Annotated in this window: 27 protein-coding genes; 10 read left to right on the top strand and 17 right to left on the bottom strand. The window is 66.7% G+C overall.

The window, feature by feature from the left end:
* Positions 1-43: 43 nt before the first annotated feature.
* From ABLE94_RS04510 to ABLE94_RS04525, 4 genes are all read right to left on the bottom strand, one after another.
* Positions 44-2,326 carry a polyribonucleotide nucleotidyltransferase gene (locus ABLE94_RS04510; protein ID WP_348808129.1) on the bottom strand — a complete coding sequence of 761 codons (2,283 nt, stop codon included), beginning with the start codon at positions 2,324-2,326 and terminating at the stop codon, positions 44-46.
* Between the two features lie 454 nt (positions 2,327-2,780).
* The gene (rpsO, locus tag ABLE94_RS04515; RefSeq protein ID WP_348803490.1) at positions 2,781-3,050 is read right to left on the bottom strand and encodes a 30S ribosomal protein S15; all 270 of its coding nucleotides are present in this window, start codon (positions 3,048-3,050) and stop codon (positions 2,781-2,783) included.
* 149 nt (positions 3,051-3,199) lie between these two features.
* On the bottom strand, positions 3,200-3,817 hold the full coding sequence (locus tag ABLE94_RS04520; protein WP_348803489.1) for a hypothetical protein: 618 nt from the start codon (positions 3,815-3,817) through the stop codon (positions 3,200-3,202).
* Between the two features lies 1 nt (position 3,818).
* Positions 3,819-4,796: a bifunctional riboflavin kinase/FAD synthetase gene (locus ABLE94_RS04525; RefSeq protein WP_348808130.1), complete on the bottom strand. Its 978-nt coding sequence runs from the start codon at positions 4,794-4,796 to the stop codon at positions 3,819-3,821.
* Positions 4,797-5,000: 204 nt separating this feature from the next.
* Between ABLE94_RS04525 and ABLE94_RS04530 the strand changes: the two genes are divergently transcribed.
* A complete protein-coding gene (locus ABLE94_RS04530; protein WP_348808131.1) occupies positions 5,001-5,723 on the top strand; it encodes a metal-dependent transcriptional regulator in 723 nt (240 codons plus the stop codon).
* Between the two features lie 231 nt (positions 5,724-5,954).
* Here ABLE94_RS04530 and ABLE94_RS04535 read toward each other — a convergent pair whose 3' ends face one another.
* From ABLE94_RS04535 to ABLE94_RS04560, 6 genes are all read right to left on the bottom strand, one after another.
* A complete protein-coding gene (locus ABLE94_RS04535) occupies positions 5,955-6,149 on the bottom strand; it encodes a hypothetical protein (RefSeq protein ID WP_348808132.1) in 195 nt (64 codons plus the stop codon).
* 20 nt (positions 6,150-6,169) lie between these two features.
* Positions 6,170-6,394, bottom strand: coding sequence for a hypothetical protein (locus tag ABLE94_RS04540; protein WP_348808133.1), 225 nt, complete (start codon positions 6,392-6,394; stop codon positions 6,170-6,172).
* Position 6,395: 1 nt separating this feature from the next.
* Complete coding sequence (locus ABLE94_RS04545) at positions 6,396-7,352, bottom strand: oxygenase MpaB family protein (RefSeq protein WP_425476143.1); 957 nt, start codon at positions 7,350-7,352, stop codon at positions 6,396-6,398.
* A gap of 207 nt (positions 7,353-7,559) precedes the next feature.
* Positions 7,560-8,489: a tRNA pseudouridine(55) synthase TruB gene (gene truB / locus ABLE94_RS04550; RefSeq protein ID WP_348808134.1), complete on the bottom strand. Its 930-nt coding sequence runs from the start codon at positions 8,487-8,489 to the stop codon at positions 7,560-7,562.
* A 1-nt stretch (position 8,490) separates the two neighbouring features.
* The gene (locus ABLE94_RS04555; RefSeq protein WP_348808135.1) at positions 8,491-9,159 is read right to left on the bottom strand and encodes a 4'-phosphopantetheinyl transferase family protein; all 669 of its coding nucleotides are present in this window, start codon (positions 9,157-9,159) and stop codon (positions 8,491-8,493) included.
* The gene (locus ABLE94_RS04560; protein ID WP_348803481.1) at positions 9,156-10,163 is read right to left on the bottom strand and encodes a metallophosphoesterase; all 1,008 of its coding nucleotides are present in this window, start codon (positions 10,161-10,163) and stop codon (positions 9,156-9,158) included. Before ABLE94_RS04560 ends, ABLE94_RS04555 begins: the two co-directional genes overlap by 4 nt.
* Before the next feature lie 83 nt (positions 10,164-10,246).
* On the opposite strand from ABLE94_RS04560, the gene ABLE94_RS04565 reads away from it, so the two are divergent.
* From ABLE94_RS04565 to ABLE94_RS04575, 3 genes are all read left to right on the top strand, one after another.
* On the top strand, positions 10,247-11,035 hold the full coding sequence (locus ABLE94_RS04565) for a hypothetical protein (RefSeq protein WP_348803480.1): 789 nt from the start codon (positions 10,247-10,249) through the stop codon (positions 11,033-11,035).
* Between the two features lie 67 nt (positions 11,036-11,102).
* The gene (locus ABLE94_RS04570; RefSeq protein WP_348803479.1) at positions 11,103-11,924 is read left to right on the top strand and encodes a hypothetical protein; all 822 of its coding nucleotides are present in this window, start codon (positions 11,103-11,105) and stop codon (positions 11,922-11,924) included.
* Between the two features lie 71 nt (positions 11,925-11,995).
* Positions 11,996-12,751: a hypothetical protein gene (locus ABLE94_RS04575; RefSeq protein ID WP_348803478.1), complete on the top strand. Its 756-nt coding sequence runs from the start codon at positions 11,996-11,998 to the stop codon at positions 12,749-12,751.
* Between the two features lie 10 nt (positions 12,752-12,761).
* On the opposite strand, the gene ABLE94_RS04580 is transcribed toward ABLE94_RS04575, so the two are convergent.
* From ABLE94_RS04580 to rimP, 7 genes are all read right to left on the bottom strand, one after another.
* The gene (locus ABLE94_RS04580; RefSeq protein ID WP_348808136.1) at positions 12,762-14,093 is read right to left on the bottom strand and encodes an MATE family efflux transporter; all 1,332 of its coding nucleotides are present in this window, start codon (positions 14,091-14,093) and stop codon (positions 12,762-12,764) included.
* 41 nt (positions 14,094-14,134) lie between these two features.
* The gene (locus tag ABLE94_RS04585) at positions 14,135-15,103 is read right to left on the bottom strand and encodes a DHH family phosphoesterase (RefSeq protein ID WP_348808137.1); all 969 of its coding nucleotides are present in this window, start codon (positions 15,101-15,103) and stop codon (positions 14,135-14,137) included.
* Positions 15,103-15,573: a 30S ribosome-binding factor RbfA gene (gene rbfA, locus ABLE94_RS04590; protein ID WP_348808138.1), complete on the bottom strand. Its 471-nt coding sequence runs from the start codon at positions 15,571-15,573 to the stop codon at positions 15,103-15,105. The genes ABLE94_RS04585 and rbfA overlap by 1 nt, the downstream gene beginning before the upstream one ends.
* Positions 15,574-15,676: 103 nt before the next feature.
* Positions 15,677-18,487, bottom strand: a complete 2,811-nt coding sequence (gene infB / locus ABLE94_RS04595) for a translation initiation factor IF-2 (protein WP_348808139.1) — start codon at positions 18,485-18,487, stop codon at positions 15,677-15,679.
* A 79-nt stretch (positions 18,488-18,566) separates the two neighbouring features.
* Positions 18,567-18,953: a YlxR family protein gene (locus ABLE94_RS04600; protein ID WP_348808140.1), complete on the bottom strand. Its 387-nt coding sequence runs from the start codon at positions 18,951-18,953 to the stop codon at positions 18,567-18,569.
* A gap of 24 nt (positions 18,954-18,977) precedes the next feature.
* Positions 18,978-20,015 carry a transcription termination factor NusA gene (gene nusA / locus ABLE94_RS04605; protein WP_348808141.1) on the bottom strand — a complete coding sequence of 346 codons (1,038 nt, stop codon included), beginning with the start codon at positions 20,013-20,015 and terminating at the stop codon, positions 18,978-18,980.
* A 102-nt stretch (positions 20,016-20,117) separates the two neighbouring features.
* The gene (rimP, locus tag ABLE94_RS04610) at positions 20,118-20,663 is read right to left on the bottom strand and encodes a ribosome maturation factor RimP (RefSeq protein ID WP_348808142.1); all 546 of its coding nucleotides are present in this window, start codon (positions 20,661-20,663) and stop codon (positions 20,118-20,120) included.
* A 128-nt stretch (positions 20,664-20,791) separates the two neighbouring features.
* Between rimP and ABLE94_RS04615 the strand changes: the two genes are divergently transcribed.
* From ABLE94_RS04615 to ABLE94_RS04640, 6 genes are all read left to right on the top strand, one after another.
* The gene (locus ABLE94_RS04615; RefSeq protein WP_348808263.1) at positions 20,792-21,376 is read left to right on the top strand and encodes a hypothetical protein; all 585 of its coding nucleotides are present in this window, start codon (positions 20,792-20,794) and stop codon (positions 21,374-21,376) included.
* Positions 21,373-21,801, top strand: coding sequence for a ferritin-like domain-containing protein (locus ABLE94_RS04620; RefSeq protein WP_348808143.1), 429 nt, complete (start codon positions 21,373-21,375; stop codon positions 21,799-21,801). Before ABLE94_RS04615 ends, ABLE94_RS04620 begins: the two co-directional genes overlap by 4 nt.
* A 166-nt stretch (positions 21,802-21,967) precedes the next feature.
* The gene (locus ABLE94_RS04625) at positions 21,968-22,420 is read left to right on the top strand and encodes a hypothetical protein (RefSeq protein ID WP_348808144.1); all 453 of its coding nucleotides are present in this window, start codon (positions 21,968-21,970) and stop codon (positions 22,418-22,420) included.
* Positions 22,421-22,432: 12 nt separating this feature from the next.
* The gene (locus ABLE94_RS04630; protein ID WP_348808145.1) at positions 22,433-23,458 is read left to right on the top strand and encodes a GTP pyrophosphokinase; all 1,026 of its coding nucleotides are present in this window, start codon (positions 22,433-22,435) and stop codon (positions 23,456-23,458) included.
* A complete protein-coding gene (locus ABLE94_RS04635) occupies positions 23,455-24,381 on the top strand; it encodes a hypothetical protein (RefSeq protein WP_348808146.1) in 927 nt (308 codons plus the stop codon). Before ABLE94_RS04630 ends, ABLE94_RS04635 begins: the two co-directional genes overlap by 4 nt.
* Positions 24,381-24,818 (top strand): phosphohydrolase, encoded by a 438-nt coding sequence (locus ABLE94_RS04640; RefSeq protein ID WP_348808147.1) that lies wholly within the window; start codon positions 24,381-24,383, stop codon positions 24,816-24,818. Before ABLE94_RS04635 ends, ABLE94_RS04640 begins: the two co-directional genes overlap by 1 nt.
* Positions 24,819-24,857: the final 39 nt, after the last annotated feature.

The following is a 24,857-nucleotide window of genomic DNA, read 5'->3' on the forward strand; positions in this document are numbered from 1 at the left end:
CCCGACCAATCGGTCGGGGGCCGCGGTGCGTCTGGGAGGCAGATCAGGCGTCGGCGGTCGCCTTCTCGGCGGGGGCCTCGGACTTGGCGTCCTCGTCCACCGGCACCAGGCTGATCTTGCCGCGCTCGTCGATATCGGCGATCTCTACACGCAGCTTCGATCCGACGTTCACGACGTCTTCGACCTTGTTGATGCGCTTGCCCTTACCGAGCTTGGAGATGTGCACCAGGCCGTCGCGACCCGGCAGCAGCGACACGAACGCACCGAATGCGGTGGTCTTGACGACGGTGCCGAGGAACCGCTCGCCCACCTTCGGCAGCTGCGGGTTGGCGATGGCGTTGACCTTGTCGATCGCGGCCTGCGCCGACTCGCCGTCGGAGGCGCCGATGAACACGGTGCCGTCGTCCTCGATGGAGATGTTGGCGCCGGTGTCCTCGGTGATGCCGTTGATGGTCTTGCCCTTGGGGCCGATCAGCTCACCGATCTTGTCCATCGGGATCTTGATGGTGGTGATCCGCGGGGCGTACGGGCTCATCTCGTCGGGCTCGTCGATCGCCTCGGCCATCACGTCCAGGATCGTCAGACGCGCATCCTTGGCCTGGCTCAGCGCACCGGCCAGCACCTGGCTGGGGATGCCGTCGAGCTTGGTGTCGAGCTGCAGGGCGGTGACGAAGTCCTTGGTGCCGGCGACCTTGAAGTCCATGTCGCCGAAGGCATCTTCGGCGCCGAGGATGTCGGTCAGTGCGACATAACGGGTTTCGCCGTCAACGGTGTCGGACACCAGACCCATGGCGATGCCGGCAACCGGGGCGCGAAGCGGCACACCGGCATTCAACAGCGACATGGTGGAGGCGCACACCGACCCCATCGAGGTGGAACCGTTGGAGCCCAACGCCTCGGAGACCTGACGGATGGCGTACGGGAACTCCTCGACGCTCGGGATGACCGGCACCAGGGCACGTTCGGCGAGCGCACCGTGGCCGATCTCACGACGCTTGGGCGACCCGACGCGACCGGTCTCACCGGTCGAATACGGCGGGAAGTTGTAGTGGTGCATGTAGCGCTTGGAGGTTTCCGGCGTCAGCGAGTCGATCTGCTGGGCCATCTTCACCATGTCGAGGGTGGTGACGCCCAGAATCTGGGTCTCGCCACGCTCGAACAGCGCGCTGCCGTGGGCGCGCGGGATGACCGCGACCTCCGCCGACAGCGACCGGATGTCGGTGATGCCGCGGCCGTCGATGCGGAAGTGGTCGGTCAGGATGCGCTGACGCACCAGCTTCTTGGTGACCGAGCGGTAGGCCGCGCCGATCTCCTTCTCGCGTCCCTCGAACTGATCGCCGAGCTGGTCGAGGATCTGCGCCTTGAGTTCGTCGGTCTTCTCGTCGCGTTCCTTCTTGCCGGCGATGGTGAGGATCTGGCTCAGCTGCTCGCTCGCGGCGGCGGAGACGGCGTCGAAGACGTCGGTCTCATACGGCGGGAAGAGCGGGAACTCGGCGGTCGCCTTGGCGGCGGCGTCGGCGAGCGACTTCTGTGCCTCGCAGAGACGGGCGATGAACGGCTTGGCGGCCTCGAGGCCCTCGGCGACGATCGACTCGGTCGGCGCCTGGGCGCCACCGGCGATGAGGTCGATGACGTTCTCGGTGGCCTCGGCCTCGACCATCATGATCGCGACGTCGGCGGTGTCGCCGGACCCACCCACGATGCGCCCGGCGACGACCATGTCGAACACGGCGCCCTCGAGCTGCTCCACGGTCGGGAAGGCGACCCACTGGCCGGCCTTGTTCTCCTCGGTGGGGATGAGCGCGACGCGCACACCGCCGACCGGGCCGGAGAACGGCAGTCCGGCGAGCTGGGTGGAGGCCGACGCGGCGTTGATAGCGACGACGTCGTAGAGGTCCTTCGGGTCGAGCGAGAGGATGGTGACGACCACCTGGATCTCGTTGCGCAGGCCGTCGACGAAGGACGGACGCAGCGGACGGTCGATCAGGCGGCAGGTGAGGATGGCGTCGGTGGACGGGCGGCCCTCGCGACGGAAGAACGAACCGGGGATACGCCCGGCGGCATACATCCGCTCCTCGACGTCGACGGTCAGCGGGAAGAAGTCGAAATGCTCCTTCGGGTGCTTGGACGCCGCAGTGGTCGACAGCAGCATGGTGTCGTCGTCGAGGTAGGCGGTCACCGAGCCGGCGGCCTGCAGCGCGAGGCGCCCGGTCTCGAATCGGATGGTGCGAGTACCGAAGCTGCCGTTGTCAATGACGGCAGTGGCCTCGGTGATGGCTTCGTCGTAGTCGTCGGCGAAGTCGTCGGTGGTGGTCACATCTGACATGTGGGGTGGTGATCCCTTCGTTGCGGCCGCGTCGTGCGGCCGTGGGGTGGCCGCGTCCGCGCGGCCTTCGTTATACGGCTGTGGGCCTGCCACGACGTGCACGCAGAACACCTGTCCTGTGAATCCCCGGATCGGGGTGCACGTGTGCATCAGCCCCGGAACTGCCGGGAAGAGAAATCGTCGGCGGGAGGCGATCGGCGCACTCGTTGCGCACCGCGTGTGCTCAGACGGCCTTCGATCGAAGCGGCCGGAAACTTCTGTCCTACGACCCATTCGTGCGGGTCACGTTCCGGCGGCCACTACCGAAAACCGATCTGGCTCGTCATCGCTTCCGTGCATCAGATGATCGTCACGGCAACATTCCGTCGGTCAGTTTATCACTGCCGATATGACGAACCGGCCACCTCCAGCGGAGATGACCGGTTCGCGGTATGTCAATGAAGCCTGGATGCGCTCAGCGACGCAGACCGAGGCGCTCGATCAGCGAGCGGTAACGGTTGATGTCGACCTTGGCGACGTACTTGAGCAGGCGGCGACGACGGCCGACCAGCAGCAGCAGACCACGACGGCTGTGGTGATCGTGCTTGTGGGTCTTGAGGTGCTCGGTGAGGTCGGTGATGCGCTTGGTCAGCAGCGCCACCTGGGCCTCGGGGGAACCGGTGTCGGTCTCGTGCAGGCCGTACTCGGTGAGGATGGTCTTCTTCTCGGCAGCGGTCAGCGCCATGGAATTACTCCTGTTTCTCAGTACCGCGTCAACTTCAGATCCTGCGAACCCGTCCACCCGGACGGTTCGTGGGCGGCGTGCCACCGCGGACTGCAGCAACGCCGAGAGACCAATTTACCAGCGGAGATGTGGTGCACCCAAATCGGTGGTCAGGACCCGTTCCACCACGGCATGTGGCGTGGCTCGGAGTAGAGCCACCAGATACCTGCGACCGCGATCACCCCGAGCGCGACACCGATCCCGATGGCCACCGCCAATGACGTTCCCACCGCACGACGGGGGGCGTCGCAATCCGTCGTAGACGACGCCGCACCCACGACACCGACCAGGACCGCGCACAGACCTGCCGCGAGAAGCACGAACACTCCCATGGTCGGCCTACCCACGCTGCCCGACATGGACTCGGCCCCGATTTGGGCCAAGCTCATCGCCACGCGCGTGGTCCACACGCAGACCGACACCGCGATCACCAGAAGTGCCGCCCCGCAGCCGGTCACGACGACCGAAGCAAATCGTCTGCCCATCGAGGCCAACACGCCGGCGACGATCACAGCGATACCGAGGGGCACCGTCACCCAACCGAGTGCGGGTAGCCCCGGCGTCAGCCGCTTCCGACTGAGTGGACGTGGCCCGAAGCCGGTGGGGTTGAAGACCTCGGCACCGACGTCCGACAGATCCACCCAGGTCATGAAACTCGCCACCACCGCGAGCACTCCGAGCACGAGGGAAAGAGCTCCGGAGATCCGGAGTCCGGTTGTCGATGTCAACTCAGTCCGTCTCCGCGCTGTCGGCCGCCAGCAGCACCCGCGTCTTGTCGACGTCGTCGGCGATGGCCTTGATCAGGCCGTCGATGCTGTCGAAGGGTTCCATCGGGCGGATGTGACTGACGAAGTCGACGGCGACGTGCTGGCCGTAGAGGTCGGCGCTGGTGTCGAGGACGAAGGCCTCCACGGTGCGGGTGCGCCCGGAGAAGGTCGGGTTGGTGCCCACCGACACGGCGGCCTGATACCGCTCCCCCGGCACGACCTGCCCGACGACGGGTCCGGCGCCGAGCACCGTGAACCACGCGGCGTACACACCGTCGGCGGGGATGGCGGCATGCATCGGCGGTGCGACATTGGCTGTCGGATAACCCAATTCGCGACCCCGGCCGTCACCGCGGACGACCACTCCCTCGACCCGGTGCGGCCGGCCGAGCGCCTCGGCGGCCCGCTCGACGTCGCCGGCGGCCACACAGGAGCGGATGTAGGTCGACGAGTAGGTCACCGCATGCTCGCCGAACAACGAGATCGCCTGCACCTCGAACCCGAACTTCGCACCGAGTTCGGCGAGTTTGGCGACGTCACCGGCGGCCTTCTTGCCGAAGGTGAAGTTCGCGCCGACCACCACGTCGGCGGCGTGCAGTCGTTCCACCAGGATGTCGTGGGCGAAGTCCTTGGGTGTGCGCGAGGCCAGTTCGGGTGTGAACGGCATGACACAGAACACGTCGATGCCCAGCTGCTCGGCCAGTTCGGCACGTCGGGTCAGCGTGGTCAGTTGCGGCGGGTGGTTGCCGGCGCGCACCACCTCGGCGGGATGCGGATCGAACGTCATCAGCACCGCGGGCACACCCCGGTCGTGCGCGGCCCGCGTCGCGGCACCGATCAACTCGGCATGACCACGATGGACACCGTCGAACACACCGATCGTCACCACGCAACGCCCCCAGTCCGCGGGCACATCGTCCAGACCTCGCCAACGCAACACGCCGACCAGACTACGGCGCGGCGGCGCACCAAACCAGCACCGCCGTCCCGAATGAACCCGACGTGACGCAGTCGTTCGACACCGGTGAACCGGACATGTCGATACCGGCGGCGCACCGGACGAGGTGCGGGCGTTCGCACCGTGAACCACACAGTGGGAGCGTCGGCGTCGCCGTTGGTGCGACGGCGACCTAAGCTTGCCGATATGCCCACCAAAGGAGCGTCCACGCCGCGCCGAGGCACCGGAGCCGAACAGGCGGTGACGGAGCTGTCGACGGTGACCCAGGACTATCTGAAGGTGATCTGGACTTCCCAGGAATGGGCGGAGGTCAAGGTCACCACGAAGCTGCTCGCCGACAAGATGGGCGTGTCGGCGTCCACCGCGTCGGAATCGATCCGCAAACTCGCCGATCAGGGCCTGGTGTCCCACGAACGCTACGGCGCGGTGACGCTCACCGAATCCGGTCGCACCGCAGCCGTTCTCATGGTCCGACGACATCGCCTGCTGGAGACCTTCCTGGTCCGCGAGCTCGGCTACGGCTGGGACGAGGTGCACGACGAGGCCGAGGTCCTCGAGCATGCGGTGTCCGACCGGCTGATGGCGCGACTCGACGCCAAGCTCGGTCATCCCAACCGCGACCCGCACGGTGATCCGATCCCGGCCGTCGACGGTTCGGTCCCGACCCCCGATGCCGATTCGCTCGCCGATCTCGACGTCGGCGCATCGGGAACCGTCGCACGGATCTCCGACGACGACCCGGAGATGCTGCGCTACTTCGACGAGGTCGGCGTGGCGCTCGACTGCCGGGTGACGGTGACCGGCAAACGACCGTTCGCCGGCACGATCTCGATTTCCATCGACGACGGCGACGCCCTGGACATCGGGGACATCGCGGCCCGCGCGATCTTCCTCGTGCCGACGCCCTGACCCCGGATCACCTCGTCGGACAGCCCAATTCGAATGCGAGGGTCAGTGGCGGCGATGGCTGTGGGCGGGTTCCGGCGCTCGGTTGGCGTGGCCTCGATACGCGGCGGCCTCGCTTCGCTCGGACGACGCTACTCGACCAGCGGGGAGGTGCGGCTCGAATGACAGGAAGGCTCGACGCCACTCGACCAGCGGGACGGCGACTCGACCCCACAAGCGACAGCCGCCACTCGATCAGGAACCGTTGATCGTGTCGACGATGGCCGGGATCGACACGACGAACCAGGCCACGAGCGCAACGGCCACCGCGCCGACCGCGATCACCACCAGCCACGCCAGAACGCGGACGATCGGCCCCCCGGAGCCCTGTCCGAGCAGGATTTTCACGAACTCGACGAACAGGTCGATGAGCCGTACGAGTGTCATCATCAGCGTGTCTCCGGTCGGTCTCAGGTCATTGTGACGTTGGCGAACGTCAGCACGGGCCAGCACACGATCGCTCCGAGGAAGGAGACGACCTTGTCGACCGGGTTGTCGATGTCGGCAAGATGCGCGGTGTGGGTCAAGGTCCACACAACGCCGATGATTCCGTAGGGGATGCCAATGAGGATGAGGGTTCCGAGGATCTCCGAGACCTTCATCTGGTGGTCGAGGATGCGGTTGATGGTCTTCATGTCACACCAGATCCTTTCCGGTGCGGATCCGATGTCGCAGGTCACCCATCCCCAGGTGGAATGCCCAGAATCGAAGTGGTTGCGGCAGAAAACGATTGGTGAAGCCGACGAACAGGAAGAGATTGTCGAAGCGCCGCTGATCGATGGGTCGCCACTGCAGCCCCATCCGCTCGCGGAACACCGGCGCGAGTGAGCCGATCGTCAGGAATCGCAAGAGACCCCGCAGGGGGTACCGCATCAGGGGGGTGACCATCTTCAGGTCGATCAACCGGTTGAGGAATTCTCGCTGCGTCTCGTCGTAGGCGATCCGCTCACACGCCACGTTCCAGAAGTGTTCGAAATCGGCGCGCGTGGCCGGCCACATGTCGTCGGGCACCTGCAGCGTGGTGCCGAGCGGGCGGGCACTCTGGTAGAACTCCTCGGCCTGCTCGGGGGTCATCTTTCCGAACAGCAGCTGGTGGGTGTCCTCGAAACCGATGAACAGACACGCCGCAACCCACATCTGCAGTTCCCGGTCGAAGGCGTTGTACTTCACCGGCGAGGATTCGGTGCTGCGCACGTGACGATGGGCCGAGTTCACCGCCTCGCGGTAGGCGGCGCGCTCCTCCTCGGTGCCGAGAATGGCCACGGCGAGGTACTGGGCGGTGGTGCGTAGGCGCTTCCACGGATGCACCATCAGCGCCCCGGATTCGACGCGGGATTCCATCACGCCGTAGCCCACTTCCGGCCATCCCAGTTGCATCGCGACGTTGGCGGCCGCACCGGCGGCCGCCCAGCCGTCGAGGGCCTCCTGAATCCGCTGCCCGGCGAGCTCCGCGCTGGTGGCACGCCGTGGGGTGGCGATGGAGATGCGGGTCTGTTCCGAGGTCAACCGCGGAACGGTGTTCTGCCAGTCCGGCAGGTACCGGCCGGTCGCCGGACGGCCGGGTTCGACGGCGCCCGGCCGGGCAACGGCCACCTCGGAGCCGTCACGGTCCGCGTCCCGACCTGCATCATCGCTGATTGCGTCACCGTGTCGCCGGTGCCGACCCATCGACCTCGTCATCTTCTGCCCCCGATCTGGATACGCACGTGATCAGAATAGCCGACAGCGCACGGCGACGTGACGTCGGTCATGAATGCCGAGGAGTCGGCGCATCTCACATGTGAACTGGCGTGTGCGGTGTCAGCGCAGCGTGGCCGGCCGCACCACCATCACCGAACTGGCCCGGCGGCCCTTCTCCTCGATGAGCGCGATCGCCTGTCCGGATGGGTCGACGGCGACGTGGATTCCGGTCAGGCCGATCGGCCGCAGCCACCGCCCCTGCGAGATGGATTCGGCCTCGTCGTCGTCGATGTCGCGCCGCGGGAACGACAGCAGGGCGGCCTCGTCGATCGTCAGCGACAGTCGTGGGTTCTCGGCGAGATCGTCGAGCGTGCGGGAGTGTTCGAGCGTGAACGGTCCCACCGCGGTGCGCCGCAGGGCGGTGAGATGCCCGCCCGCGCCCAGCGCCGCCCCGAGATCGCGTGCCAGCGAACGGATGTAGGTGCCGGCCGAACAGTCGACCTCGACGTCGAGGTCCAGGAACGTGCCTCCGGGATCGGCGTCATCGGCCGCGACGTCGACGCGGCGCCGGTCACGAATCTCGAAGCGCGACACCGTCACCGGACGCGCCTCGAGGTCGAAGTCGGCTCCGGTGCGCACCAGTGCGTGCGCACGACGGCCGTCGACCTTGATGGCACTGACCTTGGCGGGCACCTGTTGGATGTCGCCGGTGAGTTCGGCGACGGCGACATCGATCGCCTCGTCGGTGATCGCCTCGACCGGGCCGCGGGAGATGATCTGGCCCTCGCGGTCATCGGTGTCGGTGGCCGCGCCCAGCCGGATGGTGGCCGTGTAACTCTTGGTGGTCAGCGACAACAGCCCGAGAAGCTTTGTCGCCCTCTCGATTCCGACCACGAGCACACCGGTCGCCATCGGGTCGAGGGTGCCGGCGTGACCCACCCGGCGGGTGTTGAAGATCTTGCGGCACCGGGCGACGACGTCGTGGCTGGTGATTCCGGGGGTCTTGTCGACGATGAGCAGACCGGCGTTCTCGATCGATGCGTCGGCCATGTCAGACGTTCACGATCGTGGTGAGGATCAGGCCGCCCTCGACCGTCCAGCGTCCGTGCAGTTCGTCGAGCGGAGCGCCTCCGTCGACGGTGCGCCCGTCGATCAGGATGCGGGAGCGGAACGTTCCGGTCGGAGCAGCGGTGGCGTGGTCGTCCTGGGTGAAGGTGATGTGCGCGTCCTCGAATCCGAGCCACCGCTCGGTGAGCGGGAACCACGCCTTGTAGGTGGCCTCCTTGGCGCAGAACAACAGTCGATCCCAGTGCAGGGTGTCCGGACGCCCGGCGAGGACCTCACGCTCCTCCGGCAGGCTGGTGTGGTCGAGCACGCCGTCGGGTAGCGCGTCGTGGGGCTCGGCGTCGATGCCGAGGGATCGCACCGCCATGCCGTAGCCGACGATCGCTGCCCGGTATCCGTCGCAATGGGTGAGACTGCCGACAACGTTCTTGGGCCACAACGGCATTCCGCGTTCGCCCCGCATGATCGCGACGGGCTCGATGCCGAGTTGGCCGAGCGCTTCGCGGGCACAGTGCCGCGCGGTCGTGAACTCGCGGCGACGTTTCTCCACGGCGCGTGAGATCAGCGACTCCTCCCCCGGCAGTGGCGTGAGACCCGGTGGGTCACCGAAGGATTCGGCCGAGGCCACACCCGAGGGCAGCAGGCGTTCGATCACGTCTCGGGTCCTTCCGGTGAGGGTGTCGGGGTCGTGGAGTTCTGCGCGCGCCGGGCGGCCTGGCGTTCCCGGCGCTCGGCAACTCGCCGCTGGAATTCCTCGGCGCGCCGCTCATAATCGGGCGGCAGTTCGAAGCGTGCGCCGTGCGGGGGCAGATCCTCCTCGCAGAGTCCCGGGTCGGGGGTGATCTGCCGCAGCAGCGGTTCGGGCAGACCGCGCCGCTTCCATTCCCGCGGATAACCCACCGACACCTCTTCGAACCGCACGAAGTCGTAGAACGTGGTGCGCGGGATGTGCAGATGGCCGTAGACGCAGCAGGCCGCGTTGAAGCGGGTGTGCCAGTCCGCGGTCTCGGTGCTGCCGCACCACAAGGCGAACTCCGGATACATCAGTGCGTCGGTCGGTTCACGACGCAGCGGCCAATGATTGATCAGGATGGTCTGCTCGGCCGGGTCGAGCGCCTCGAGCCGGGCCCGGGTCGCCGCCACCCGAGCCCGTCCCCACGCATCGCGGGTCGGATACGGCTCCGGCGACAACAGGAATTCGTCGGTGGCCACCACATTGCGCTCCCGCGCCAACGCCAGGGCCGCCAGTGCCGTCGAGGTTCCCTCGGGCCGGAAGGTGTAGTCGTAGAGCAGGAACATCGGCACCACCCGCACCGGCGCGGATCCGTCACCGGCATCGAACAGTGGATAGATGTCCTCGGGCGTGACGACACCCAGGTCACGGCAAGCCTGCACGAGATAGTCGTAGCGGGCGGCACCGAAGATCTGCAGCGGATCCTTGGCGGTGGTGTAGAGCTCGTGATTGCCGGGTACCCAGACGACGGTGTGGAATCGGGCGCGCAACCGACGCAGGGTGTCGACGATGTCGTCGGTGCGTTCGGCGACGTCGCCGGCGACGATCAGCCAGTCCTGATCGGAGGTCGGACGGATCTGGTCGACGATGTGCTCGTTGCCGCGATGCGCAACGTGCAGATCGCTGATCGCCCAGAGAGTTGCCACGAGGATCCATCGTGCCATGCGCCCGGATGACACCGCGCAGCGCTGTCCCGGCGGTGAGCACCACCACGTGACATGATCACGCGGTGTACTCCCCTGGCTATCCCCCTGTTGCACCGGTACCCGCCCGCAGCCCGGCCCTCGGCGACCGTGGGCCGTGGTGGGTGCAGGCGCTGATCAGCGCGGGTATCGGCGTGGTGTTCTTCGTGCTGTCGGTGGCACTGCAGTACGTACTGATCCAGGTGGATGTCGACCAGTGGCCGAACGTGGCGGCCTGGTCCGTGCTCGGCGTGATCTTTGTCGGGGTCCTGGCACTGTGGGGACGGACGACAACCCGGCGGATCGCCGGAGCACTCGTCGCGCTGGTGTTGATCGGTGTCCAGCGAATCCTGCAGGTGTTCTGGGTGATTATTGAGGACGATTTCCTCGACTGGGCGGACTGGCAGTTCAAGGCATTCTGGTGGACCGGGACCGCTGTCCTGTACTCCGGTGTGATTCTCGGGTGGACCGTCGCCCGTCGGCGGACCGGCTTCACCTGGATCGGTCTCCTGCCGGTGGCGATCCTGATCGCCGTGGCCGTGTGGGTCAACTGGGAACTGCCGTACATCGACAACGACTTCTGGCGTCCGCTGGCGGGTAACGCCATCGACTTCGCCTTCTGGATCGTCGGCATCCTGATCTTGTGGGGATGCGACGGCTTCGGGCTGGCCTCGCAACGCAACAGCTCCGCGCCACCGGCGTCGCCGTTTGGTGGCGTCGGGGGTTACGGCGCCCAGGGCTACGGCACGCAGTGGCCGGGCCAAGCCGGTCCGACGCCGCCCGCGCAGGGGCAAGGGTGGCCACCGCCGCAGCAGTCGTGGCCACCGCAGTCCTGAACCCTGTGGCTTGAGAACTACTGCGGATCGAGTCCCCCACGAACGATGCCGGAGAGGTGATGTGACGATGGCAGCTCCGTATCCCTTTGGGACTCCGCCACTCCCGACGCCGACGCCGCGGCGTTCCTTCTCCGACCGCGGCCCGTGGTGGCTGCAGACGCTGATCAGTGCCGTTGTGCCGGTGGTGATCTACGCGGTCTCGGTGCCGGTCCTGTTCGCCGCGAGCAAGACGGCAGCCACCGACGCCGGCATCTGGGTCGAGTACGTGTCCTGGATCATTCCGTACTTTCTCATTGTCGCGATAGTGGCGATCTGGGGGCGCACGCTCCTGCGACGTGTTCTCGCAGCCACCGCTGCAGCCGTACTCCTCACGGCCTCACACATGGTGTACGCGTCATATGACTTCGATTGGGGTGTAGTCGAATCCGTTTCGAGCACCACCCTCCTCATCATCACCGACGCGATGATCTTTCTCGCGTCGATCCTCGGGTGGAGCATCGCCCGCCGCCGGACACTGTATTCCCTCCTCGGCATCATCCCCGCCGTCGGCATGATCGCGTTGGGAACCTGGATCATCGAGTTTCACCTTCCCGCGTTCGACTATGTCGACGACCTGTACCTGCCCATCGCGTGGTGGTCCAACCTCTGCGGGGCGTTTGTCGGCTTCGCGGTCCTCGGCATCCTGCTCGTCTGGGCATGTGACGGCCTCGGCCTACTCCTGCAACGCACTCGACCCGCTCCCCCTCCGACATCCCCGGTGTTCGGAACGTCGCCGTTCGGTACGCCCGGGACTCCCGGCCAGGGAACATCGTGGCCCGGTCCATCGACGCCACCGCCACCGCACGATTCGGGTTGGTCGCCGCACCAGCAGCGGCCGCCCCGGTATTGAGACGAGTTCCTCTGGTGACGACACCGCCCCCACCTCCGTTTCAGAACCCGATTGCACCACCAACTCCCCGAGTGCCCCTCGGCGATCGCGGCCCGTGGTGGGTGCAGACGCTCATCAGTGCCGCCATCGCGGTGGTTCTCTTCGGTGTTTCCTTCGCCGGCCTCTACTTCGTGCCGGTGATCACCCATGTCGGCGGGCTCGGCAGATCCGCCGAGTTCGCGGTCTGGGGACTGCTCGTCCTGCTGTACATCGGTGTTCTCGCCGTGTGGGGAAGAACGTCGACTCAGCGGATCCTGAGCGTCATCGTCGCCATGATCTGTCTCGGACTGTGCCTGGGAATCACGATCGCGTACTACGTCGACCCGCTGTCGACCGACGAGTGGGCCGATCCCGGCAATTTCGGCACCCGGCGCATCGGAATCACGCTGCTGATCGGCTCCATCACCGGATGGAGTCTCGCACGACGCCGGACGCCCGCCGCCCTGATCGGCGTGCTACCGGCCGTCGGCGTGGTGTGGCTCGGCGGTTGGCCGCTCACCTTCCAGCCGCCCGATCTCTGGATCCCCTGGGACGTCGCGGTGTACGCGACGATGGCGAACTGGGCCGCGTTCCTCGGCATAGCATTCGGGCTGACGGTCCTCGGCATCTTGCTCGTGTGGGCGTGCGACGGCCTCGGCCTGCTCCTGCGCCGTGACCGTCCCCGACCGCCGCAAGGCCCCCGCGGGGTCGTTGCACCGTACGGTCATGGACCGGGCCGGCCCGGCCACCCACCGAATCCACAGCCCTGGCCACCACAGCAACCACCCGGATGGCCGCCGCAGCAGTGACCACCGCGCGTCAGCCGACTCCCACCCGCCGCCAGCGCCCCGACGCGATCCGCCACCCGACAGCGGCCAGCCGCAGGATCATGAACACGACGAGGCCGGTCCACACCCCGGCCAGCCCCCAATCGAAGATCAGCGACAGCCAGATCAACGGCAGGAACCCGCACAACGCGGCGATCAGGGTGGCAGTGCGCAGGAACGCCGCGTCGCCCGCACCGAGAAGCACGCCGTCGAAGGCGAACACCACACCCGCGATCGGCAACATCGCGACGAAGAACCACCACGGCACACCGATCGCGTCGAGCACCGCGTCGTCGGAGGTGAACACCCGAGGCAGGACCGACGAGCCGGCGGCGAACACCCCGGCCATGAACACCGCCGCCGCCACCGACATGATCGTCACCCGTCGGGCCACCGAAACGGCCACGGACACCGAACCGGCGCCGAGCGCGGCACCGACCAGCGCCTGCGCGGCGATCGCCACCGAGTCCAGGAACAACGACATGAACTCCCACAGTTGCAGGACCAGTTGATGCGCCGCGACCTGCGCGACGCCGAATCGGGCGGCGACGGCGGCCGCGGAGACGAAGCAGATCTGGAACGAGAGACTGCGCACGATGAGGTCGCGGGCCATGACCAGTTGTGCCCCGATCATGGCGCGATCGGGCCGGAATGCCGCCCAGCTCACCCCCGAATCGCGGGTGTGTTCGCGGATCACCCGCGTCGCGAACAGGACACCGGTGATGGACTGCCCGATGACATTGGCGATCGCGCTACCGACGATGCCCAGACGCGGGAACCCCCACAGTCCATGCACCAGCCCGACCACGAGAACCGCCGAAAGTGACAGTCCGACAAGCACATAGATCACCGGACGACGGGTCTCCTGCACGCCACGCATCCAGCCGTTGCCGGCCATCGACAGCAGGATCAGCGGGACGCCGAACACCGCCACACGCAGCCATTCGGTGGCGTCGGTGGCCACCGTCGCCGACGATGAGGACGCATCACCCACCAATGCCCGCATCACATACGGCGCGATCGGCCAGGTGACGGCGACGATCAGCAGACCTGCGCCGAGCGCGATCCAACTCGCCTGTACGCCTTCGGAAATGGCGCCGGCACGATCACCGGAGCCGAACCGTCGAGCCGAGCGTGCCGTCGTTCCGTACGAGAGGAACGTCAGCTGGGTGCTGATGATCGACAGAACCAGGGTGGCGACGGCGAGCGCGGCGAGTTCGTCACCGCCGAGCCGGCCGACCACGGCCAGGTCGAGCAGTAGGTACAGCGGCGGGGCGATGAGCACCGCAAGCGCCGAGATGGTGAGGGTCCCGACGCGTCGCATCCCGGCATCGATGTCGGGGCCGGTCGTCGTCGGTGATCCGCTCAGAGTGACTCCCGCAGCCGGGCGATCACCTCGTCGGCCGAACCGGTGTCGCTGTAGCCGGAGGCGTTTCGATGGCCGCCGCCGCCGTGCGCTCGCGCGACCGGGACGAGATCGACGGTATTCTTCGACCGCAGCGACACTGTCCAGCTGTCGGCGTCGACTTCCTTGAACACGGCCGCAACCTCGGCCTCGGCGGTGGTGCGCACGATGTCGATGACGCTTTCGGACTCTTCCCAGCTCATCCCGCTCAACGCCGCACGGTCGACCACGGCGTACACCAGTCCCTCGCCGTCACACGCCGCAGCGTCCAACTGAGCCGACGCCAGAACACCGGCGACCATCCCCAGCCAGGCGAAGGGATGCGTGTCGAACAGCCGCCGACTCCAGGTGCGGGAGTCGACGCCGGCGTCGATCAGTCGGGCCGCGATGCGGTATGAGTTCGGGCGCGCCCACCGGAAGGACCCCGTGTCGGTGGTCAGACCGGCATACAGGCACGTCGCGATGTCACTGTCGAGGTCGACACCGAGATCGTCGAGTATCCGCAGCACCAGCACCGCGGTGCAATCTGCTTGCGGATCAATGAAGTTCAGATCGCCGAAACCCTTGTTGGAGGCATGGTGGTCGATGACGAGGGAGGTGGCGGCCGCATCGAAGAGAGGCCCCAGGACGCCCAGCCGCTCGACGCTGGCCGCGTCCACCGAGATCACGAGATCACTTCCCCGGACGCCGGGGGCGTCGACGAGCAATTTCGCGCCGGGAAGTGCACCGAGGGCCGCGGGCAGGGTCTCCGGACCCGGAAAGGCGATCTCGACATCCACGCCGAGACGGTCCAGTGCCAGTCCGAGGGCGAGACCACTGCCGATGGTGTCGGCGTCGGGGCGGACGTGACACAGGATCGTCGCCGCACCGCCACTCTCGGCGGTACGGCGAAGCGTGTCGGCGACGGCCGCACTCGAGGCGTCGACCACTACTGCTCGACTTCGCCGGTCACGGCATCGGATTCGTCGGCGTCCTTGCTGCGGTACGGGTCGGCGTCGCCGGCCGGTTCGGCGCCCGCGGCACGACGTGCGACGAGCTCGTCGTTGGCCCGGGCCCGCGCCACCAGTTCCTCCATCTGCCGCGCGGCATCGGGAACGGTGTCGAGGACGAAGGTCAACGTCGGGGTGAACCGCACCCCGGTGCCCGCGCCCACCTTCGATCGGAGGATGCCGGTCGCCTTGGCCAGGCCGGCCGCGGCGGCGACGAGGTCGGGTTCCTCGTCCAGGGTGGATCCCATCACGGTGTAGAACACCGTGGCGTCGTGCAGGTCATTAGTGACCCGCGCGTCGGTGATCGTGACATGCGCCAGACGCGGGTCCTTGATCTCGTTGGCGATCGCCGACGCGACGATCGACGAGATCCGCTTGGCGAGACGTTGTGCTCGTGCCGGATCGGCCATCGGTGTCCTCCCAGAGGTCAGAAGATACTCCCCTCCCGGCGGGCGGTCCGGGCGAACCCGGACACCGCCCGCGGGAGGGGAGCCTCGATTGTTGCGCTGCGCGTCAGTCGCGCGCCTTCTCCTGCAATTCGTAACTCTCGATGACGTCGTCGACCTTGATGTCGCTATAGGTCAGCGTGAGACCACATTCGTAGCCTTCGCGAACCTCGGTGACATCGTCCTTCTCCCGTCGCAGCGAGGCGATGGTGAGATTCTCGGCCACCACGACGTTGTCGCGGAGCAGACGTGCCTTGGCGTTGCGGCGGACGATGCCCGACTGCACCAGGCAACCGGCGATGTTGCCGACCTTCGACGACTTGAAGATGGCGCGGATCTCGGCGCGGCCGAGTTCCACCTCTTCATAGATCGGCTTGAGCATGCCCTTGAGCGCGCTTTCGATCTCGTCGATGGCCTGGTAGATCACCGAGTAGTACCGGATATCGACGCCCTCGCGGTTGGCCAGCTCGGTGGCCTTGCCCTCCGCGCGGACGTTGAACCCGATGATGATCGCATCCGAGGCGGCCGCCAGGTTGACGTTGGTCTCGGTGACGCCACCGACACCGCGGTCGATGACGCGCAACGACACCTCGTCGCCCATGTCGATACCGAGCAGCGCCTCTTCGAGGGCCTCGACGGTACCGGAGTTGTCGCCCTTGAGGATCAGGTTCAGCTGGCTGGTTTCCTTCAGCGCCGAATCCAGGTCCTCGAGGCTGATCCGCTTGCGGCTGCGTGCGGCCAGCGCGTTGCGCTTGCGCGCATTGCGGCGGTCGGCGATCTGCCGGGCGATGCGGTCCTCCTCGACGACGAGCAGGTTGTCGCCCGCCCCGGGCACCGAGGTGAAACCGATCACCTGAACCGGACGCGACGGCAGGGCCGCCTCGATGTCGTCACCGTGTTCGTCGACCATGCGGCGCACACGTCCGTAGGCGTCGCCGGCGACGATCGAATCGCCGACCCTGAGCGTGCCGCGCTGGATGAGCACGGTCGCCACGGGTCCACGACCACGGTCGAGGTGCGCCTCGATGGCCACACCCTGGGCGTCCATGTCCGGGTTCGCCCGCAGGTCGAGCGACGCGTCGGCGGTCAGCAGCACCGCTTCGAGTAGTTCGTCGATGTTGGTGCCCTGCTTGGCCGAGATGTCGACGAACATGGCGTCGCCGCCGTACTCCTCGGGGATCAAACCGTACTCGGTGAGCTGACCGCGGATCTTCTGCGGATCGGCACCTTCCTTGTCGATCTTGTTGACCGCCACCACGATCGGCACGTCGGCCGCCTGCGCGTGGTTGATGGCCTCCACCGTCTGCGGCATGACGCCGTCGTCGGCGGCGACCACCAGGATCGCGATGTCGGTGGCCTTCGCACCGCGGGCACGCATGGCGGTGAACGCCTCGTGACCCGGGGTGTCGATGAAGGTGATGAGCCGATCATCGCCGTTGAGGTGCGTATTCACCTGGTAGGCACCGATGTGCTGGGTGATGCCGCCGGCCTCGCCCTCGCGGACGCTGGCATTACGGATCGTGTCCAGCAGTCGGGTCTTACCGTGATCGACGTGGCCCATGACGGTGACCACCGGCGGACGCTGCTCGAGGTCTTCCTCGTCGCCCTCGTCCTCGCCGTAGGACAGGTCGAAGCTCTCGAGGAGTTCGCGGTCCTCGTCCTCGGGGCTGACCACCTGGACGGTGTAGTTCATCTCCGAGCCGAGCAGCTCCAGCGTCTCGTCGTTGACCGACTCCGTCGCCGTGACCATCTCGCCGAGGTTGAACAACGCCTGGACCAGCGATGCCGGGTTGGCGTCGATCTTGTCTGCGAAGTCCGACAGCGAGGCGCCACGGGCGAGACGGATGGTCTCACCGTTGCCACGCGGCAGCCGGACACCACCGACCGCTGGTGCCTGCATGTTCTCGTACTCGGCGCGCTTCGCCCGCTTCGACTTGCGGCCCTTGCGGGGCGCACCGCCGGGACGTCCGAACGCACCCGCGGCACCGCCGCGACCACGTCCACCACCGCCGGGGCGGCCGCGGAAACCGCCGCCACCTGCGGGTGCGCCGGCACCGGGAGCACCGCCACCGCCGCCGCGGTAGCCACCGCCGCCACCACCGCGGTTACCGGGACCGCCGCTGCGGCCACCGGGCCGGGCGTCGGGTCGGCTGGCACGGCTGGGCATCGCACCCGGGTTCGGGCGCGGCGGCATGTTGCCGGGGCTGGGACGGGGACCGCCCTGGCCGGGAGCGGGACGTCCGCCACCCTGACCGGGTCGATTCTGCGCGCCGGGACGTCCACCGCCGGGACGGGGACCGCCCTGACCGGGGCCGGGACGCGGACCCTGCGGACGCGGCGCGGGGGCCGGTGCCGAGGAGTACGGGTTGTTCCCGACCCGTGGTGCACGCGGACCGGGCTTCGGTCCGGGGCGCGGACCGGGACTCGGGGCCGACGGCGCTGCGGGCGCGGGTGCCGACGCAGCAGCCGGCTTGGGTGCTGCGGGCTTGGCTGCCGGAGCACTCGGCGCGGGAGCCGGGGCCTGCGGGGCCGGGGCCGCCGGGGTGGCGGCCGCGGGACGGGCCGGGGCTGCCGGCGCGCTCACCTCGGGTGCCGGAGCGGGACCGGGCTTGGGCGCCGACGCCTTGCCGCCGGGCTTGGGGCCGGGACGCGGACGCGCACCGGGCTTGGGTGCGCCGCCGTTACCGCTGGGCTTGGGTGCGGCGGAGCCGCCGTCTTTCTTGGGGAATGATTCGCGAAGTCGACGGGCCACGGGGGCCTCGACGGTCGACGACGCGGATTTGACGAACTCACCTTGTTCTTTGAGTCGCTCGAGCACTTGCTTGCTCGTCACGCCCAGTTCCTTGGCCAGTTCGTGCACGCGGGCCTTGCCTGCCACTGCTCTCCTCACTTGGAGGCCGAGCGGGCTGCCCGCTACGGCCTCGGATTATGTCCGATACGTGCTCATCGTGGGGACTTCACGGTGTGCTCATGTCTTCTGCTACCTGTTCCGGCTCGGTGTCGAGCCTGCTGTCGTCCGCGATCGGGAACCGATCCCCGGCTCCGATCGCTTCGGCGAGGTCATCTGGGTTGGCGGCCAGATTCGTCGTCCTCAATGCCACTGCGAATGCCCGTCGTCGCACCGCCGCGGACACACAGTCCACGCTCGGATGCAGCCACGCACCTCGTCCCGGCATGGTCTTCGCGAGATCGACCACGACCGTCGGTCCGTCGGCACCCTCGCGGGCGACCAGACGAACCAGTGCGGTGATCTCGGCGCGTTGCCGACATCCGATGCACATTCGGACGGGACGATCCCGACGGCCATCGTCGGAGGACGTGGTCGACGGCTTTCGCTGAACCATCGCTCAGTCTAGCGTGAGTCGCCGCTAAGAGGACAATCGGCCACCACTCGGTGTGCGGGAGCCGGTCGCGGCCGACCCGTCGGCATCGGATCGGATGTCGATTCGCCACCCGGTCAGCCGTGCGGCCAGCCGCGCATTCTGTCCTTCCTTGCCGATGGCGAGGGACAGTTGATAATCCGGTACCACCACTCGTGCGGCTTTCCCCGCGAGGTCGACGACCTCGACGGAGACAACCTTCGCCGGCGACAGTGCATTCCCGACGAAGGTGGCCGGATCGGTGTCGAAGTCGATGATGTCGATTTTCTCGCCGGCGAGTTCACTCATCACGTTGCGCACGCGCTGACCCATCGGGCCGATGCAGGCCCCCTTGGCGTTGAGGCCGCTGACACCGGTGTGCACCGCGATCTTCGACCGGTGACCCGCCTCACGGGCGACGGCGACGATCTCCACGGAGCCGTCCTCGATCTCCGGGACCTCCAGCGAGAACAGTTTGCGAACCAGGTTCGGGTGCGTGCGCGACAAGGTGATCTGCGGTCCACGCTGTCCTCGGGTGACTCCGACGACGTAGCACTTGATGCGATCGCCATGGGTGTAGGTCTCCCCCGGCACCTGCTCGGCGGGCGGGATGACGCCTTCGGTGGCGTTGGCCTCGCTGCCGATCTGCACGACGACCATGCCGCGGGCGTTGGCGCGGGCGTCCTGCTGGACGACGCCGCCGACGATCTCGCCCTCGTGGGCGACCAGATCGCCGAAGCTCTTCTCGTTCTCGGCGTCACGCAGCCGCTGCAGGATCACCTGGCGCGCGGTGGTCGCCGCGATGCGGCCGAATCCCTCGGGGGTGTCGTCGTACTCGTGGACGACGTCGCCGTGCTCGTCGAGTTCCTGGGCCATCACCCGCACCTCACCGGATTTCCGGTTCACGTCGATGCGCGCGTGCGGGGCGAAACCGTCGGTGTGCCGGTAGGCGGTGAGCAGGGCCGTCTCGATGGCGGTGATGACGGTGTCGATCGAGATGCCCTTGTCGGCCTCGATCATCCGCAGGGCGTTGATGTCGATGTTCATGTCGTGAGTGCTCCTATTCATTTGTCGGTTTCACTTGTACGGATATTCAGTTGTGGCCACTGAAGTTGTGTCGAGTCCAGTGTCCGCCGCGGGACCCGTCCTTCACAATTCCGTCGGACCGGGTTCGCGGCGTCGCTCGATCTCGCTGTCGTCGAGGCCGCAGCGTTGCAGCTCGGCCACGCTCGGGCGGGAGAAGTCGACCTCCACCACGGCCCGGTCGACCGCGGTGAACGGGATCGTTTCGGCGCCGATCCGGCCCCGCGTATTGGTGACGACGGTGACCTCGCCGTCGGTGCTCGCCCCGATGCGTCCCTCGACCTTTCGGCCGTCGTGCAGCGTGATGCCGACCTTGCGGCCATGCGCCCGTCGCCAGTGCCGCGCCAGGGTGAGCGGACGCCCGATGCCGGGTGAGGTGACCTCGAGCGTGTAGGGGGTGTCGGAGATGTCGGGACCGGCGTCGAGGACCTCGTTGATGTCGCGGGTGAGCGCACCCAGAACGTCGAGATCGGCGCCGCCGTCACGATCCACGACGAGGCGGACCTCGTCGGTGCCGGCCGCGGACGAGATGATCACGTCCTCGAGGTCGAAGCCGTTCTCGACGACCAGATGTTCGACGAGGTCGTGAACCCGTTGCTTCTCGATGGCCACCGCATTCTCCTCGTCTTCAGTTGTCCGGTCGGTCGGCCCGCCCATGGTAGTGGATGGGCCGAGCGGATCCGACCACCGCGTGCACGGCCGGTGCGGACTCCGACCGGGCTGGCATCATGTGTCGGGTGATGCGTCCACCACCCGCCGACCCCGTCCACGGCGATACGCCCCACGGCGGCACCGGCCCGTCCCGTCGCACCGTCCTGCGCGGCAGTGTGATGCTCGGTGTCGGCGCGACGGCGGTGGCCACCGCCACGGGATGCGATCGAGGGCCAACGCCGGGTCAGGTCACCGCACAGGCGCTGGTGCCGTTGGCCCGGTCGGCGGTGGCCGACGCCGCGGCGGCACGGGCACTGGCCCCGCAGCTGACCGACTATTCCGCGGCACTCGGCGTCGTCGCCGATCAACGCGGTCAGCATGCGCAAGCACTGCGGGAGGAGATCACCCGTCTCGATCAAGACATCGCCGGGCAGATCGATACACCGGCGTCCGGCACCGCATCGAGTGCACCGACGTCGTCGGGTGCCGGCCCCAGCGCGACAAGCGGTCCGGCGGCGCCGTCGGCGACCACCCTCGACGGGCTGCGATCGGCGTTGGCGGCGTCGGCCAGGGCGGCGGAGAGTTCGGCGATCGACCTGAGCGGGTACTCCTCGGGCCTGGCCGGTTCGATCAGCGCGTCGGTGACAACCCTGGTGGAGGTGCAGCTCGGATGAGTTCGGTCGATGCGATGTCGGCTGCCGTCGACACCCAGAACGCCGCCATCTTCACCTATGGGGTGGCCACCGCGTTCATATCGTCCGCACGGCGGCCGATGCTCGAGGAGTTCATCGCCGAGCACCGCACCGAACGGGATCGGCTCACCGCGGCGATCACGGCGGCCGGCGGCACTGCACCCGAGGCCGCGGCCGGCTATACGTTGCCGATCACGGTGAACGACCCGGTCAGCGCTGCGCGGGTGGTCCTGGATTCCGAAATCGACTGCACCGTCGCCTATCGCGCACTGCTCGAGCAGGCCGACGGCGCCCCGGCACGCACCCTGGGTGTCGACGGACTGACATCGTCGGCGTTGCGGTCCGCCCGGTGGCGTGTGGTGCTGGGCGAGCGGCCGGCAACGGTCGCATTCCCGGGAAGACGCTGACCTATCGTCCGACCCGATGACATCAGGGGCGGGCAACGCCGGCAGCAGGTAGCTTGCTGACCCAGACAGAATGATGCAGTCGACGACAATGTGGCATCGGAGGGACATTGCGACGTAACGCCGTTCATGACGACAACTCCCCGGGGTGTGCAATGACGGGTGCGCAATGACAGATGCACTCGGAGAGAAGTGCCTCTTTGCCGAGAAGGTCGGGACGAGCCTCTCGGCATTGGACTTCTACCGCGAAACTGGCGGCCTGCTCATCCACCGGCGCGAATACAAGCCTGGTGAAGTCGGCTGGGTCATTTTTCTCGAAGCCGATGGCGTGACCGGACTGCTGACCCAGGTAGTCGATTCCGGTGATGCAAAGCTCGACGAAGACCACATCGCCCACCTGGCACTGAGTGACGACCCTCAGGAGCGGGCCGAAGGTATCGCCTTGATGCGCGCTGTCGCGTCCGGCGCAACCAGAGGAACACGGTTCGTCCTGACGGGCCCCGACGACCCCGAGACCGAGTGGTGCAGATTCAAGCCGAAGGGACTCGGCGATTTCAAGGATGCCGGCAACATCGACAACCTGTTGGTAGTCCGCCACTTCTACTTGACAAAGGGGCGCTGAATCATCGACGACGTGGCCGTTGCGCAACGCAGGAATGACATCCACAACTGGTACACCCGTTCACAACCTGCCCTGGATGCGTTGTGCCGGAGGCTCGAACATGACCTGAAGGAGCAGTTGAAAGCCGAGTTTGCCGATGCCCCGATCCTGGTGAACGCGCGCGTCAAAGACCGTTCCAAGCTCATCGACAAGGCACTAAAGGCACGAACCTCCGGTGACACAGAGCAATTCAAGTACGGCGACCCGATCACCGAGATTCACGACGTGGTGGCTGTCCGGGTGACCACACCAATGACTCAAGAGCTTGAACGTGTACAAGTCCTCGTCGACCACAACTGGACCGTCATCGACGGACTTGCAAGCCACGGAAGCGATGGGTCCACCGACCAAACCCGGCCCGGTTATCAGAGCATTCACGGGGAATTGGACGTCTCCACGTTCGACGCCCCCGTAAAGGTCGTGGAAATTCAACTGCGTACCATTCTCCAACACGCTTGGGCCGAGTTGAGCCATGACCTCCTCTACAAGCCTGATGAGGTTCCGGCGCCCGCTCTGCAGCGACGCCTCCACGCGCTCGCCGGGCTCCTCGAACTGGCCGATCAGGAGTTTCGCGAAGTGCGCGCCGCTCGACTGGGGACCCAAGGACTACACGGAAAACCCGTCGACGCCAACGAACTTCGCACCTTCGCCGAATCGCTTTTCGCAGGCGTGAACAAAGCGTCAGAACGTTCGAGGACCGCAGATACCTGGTATGAAACGCTCGCCAAGCGGATCAGAGGAAAGGACATATCGGATATGGGAATGCTCGCCGACACGATCGGTGACCATCTGATCAGCTCAGCGAAACAGTTGTCCCCCGATCCCCGCGTGGACGTGGCGTGGTGCAACCCAGCGTTCTTGCTTGACGTCTGGCTGCGACGGTCCCGGCCGAGTCTATTCGGCGGTTCCGACGACGAGGAGATGTACGATTATCAATGGTTTGTCGAACACGCCATGGTAGGTGAGTCGATCGCGCACAAATTGGAGATCGAGGGATGAATATCTCTTCCGCGATGCTCGCTGCCGGGACGATCCTGGCGGCCGCACTGATCGCGTGGGTCGTGGATCTCGTTCGCAACGACCGACTACCGCGCGGCATTCTGCTTGTATTGGGTTCCCTGAGCGCCCTGGGACTGGTTGCCATGGTCATCTCGGATCTGGATGACGTGGCGTCTCAGTACTGGTCCGATCATTCCGTCGCGTCGGCGATCCTGTCCTCACTCCTGCTCGTCGGAACCGTGTACATCTTTTACGAGAACAATGAGCAGCAGCGGCAGGATGCCATGGTCACCGGGCTTTCCGGTGCGGGTGTCGGCGGGATTGTCGACCACATGATCGACCTTGAAATCGCACTGGCTTTGCTCTCCCAAGACAAGGAACCTCCTGCACTGCACCCGATTTGGTGGAAGGATTGGCTGGACGGGAAACCATTGCGGTGGCTTCGTAACGGCCGTGGCGAGTTGACCAAGAAGGACGCACACGATCCGCGGACGATGGCTGTAGCGGCAAGGGCGGACTGTGCACTCGGCGGCGAGCTGATCGATCAGTGCGTTCGCCGCCTGCTCGCCGCCATGCGCGACTGGACTCCCCTGATTTCTGCGTCCACCGCCGGCACCGAGGCTCTGCTGTTGTTGTCGCACGTTCGAGTCGAACTCATGCAACTTCAGGCCAACTACCAACCCGGGTGCACGGACTCCGCGATCCTGGTCGGCCAAATCCGCAATAAGCTGCGCGTACTTGCACTCTGCTTCGAGGACTGGAGTTTCGGAGATTCTGTTGCAGAGAATAATTCGTTCCGCCGGCCTGAAATCATGTTCACGGCGGCACCCGGAGCTCCGGAAGAGCCACACTTTCCGAGTGTCGATAATCGAGAACTGTCAGAAAAACTCGAAAGCGCGTCCGCACAGATTGGTTTCAGCTAATGGTTACTCTCGGTGCGGTACGCGACTTTGCACGCAACGCTCATTACGGGCAAGTCGACAAGATGGGCCGGGACTACTTCACCGCGCACCTCACCCCGATCGCCGAACGACTCGCGCCGCTCGGCACCGACGCGGAGATGGCTGGATTGCTCCACGACATCCTCGAAGACACCGACGTCACCCCATCACAATTGTTGACTCTCGGCGTACCCAGCAACGTCGTCGATGCGGTCATCGCCGTGACCAAAGTCCCAGGCGAGTCCTACGACGCCACCATCGAGCGGGCGGCTGCGAACCCGCTGGGCCGGCAGGTGAAGCTGGCAGACAACGCGCAGAACCTGGCCGACAATGCAGCGCTGGCCGAGGTTGATCCGCAGACGGCGTCACGTCTGAAAGCAAAGTACGAACGGGCCAGGCAACGACTTCTTTCTGGGTAATTTCTTGCTGTCCAGATCCACACCTCTCACCCTGGAGAC

This window comes from Gordonia sp. VNK1 (assembly GCF_040049135.1).
Lineage (GTDB): Bacteria > Actinomycetota > Actinomycetes > Mycobacteriales > Mycobacteriaceae > Gordonia > Gordonia oleivorans.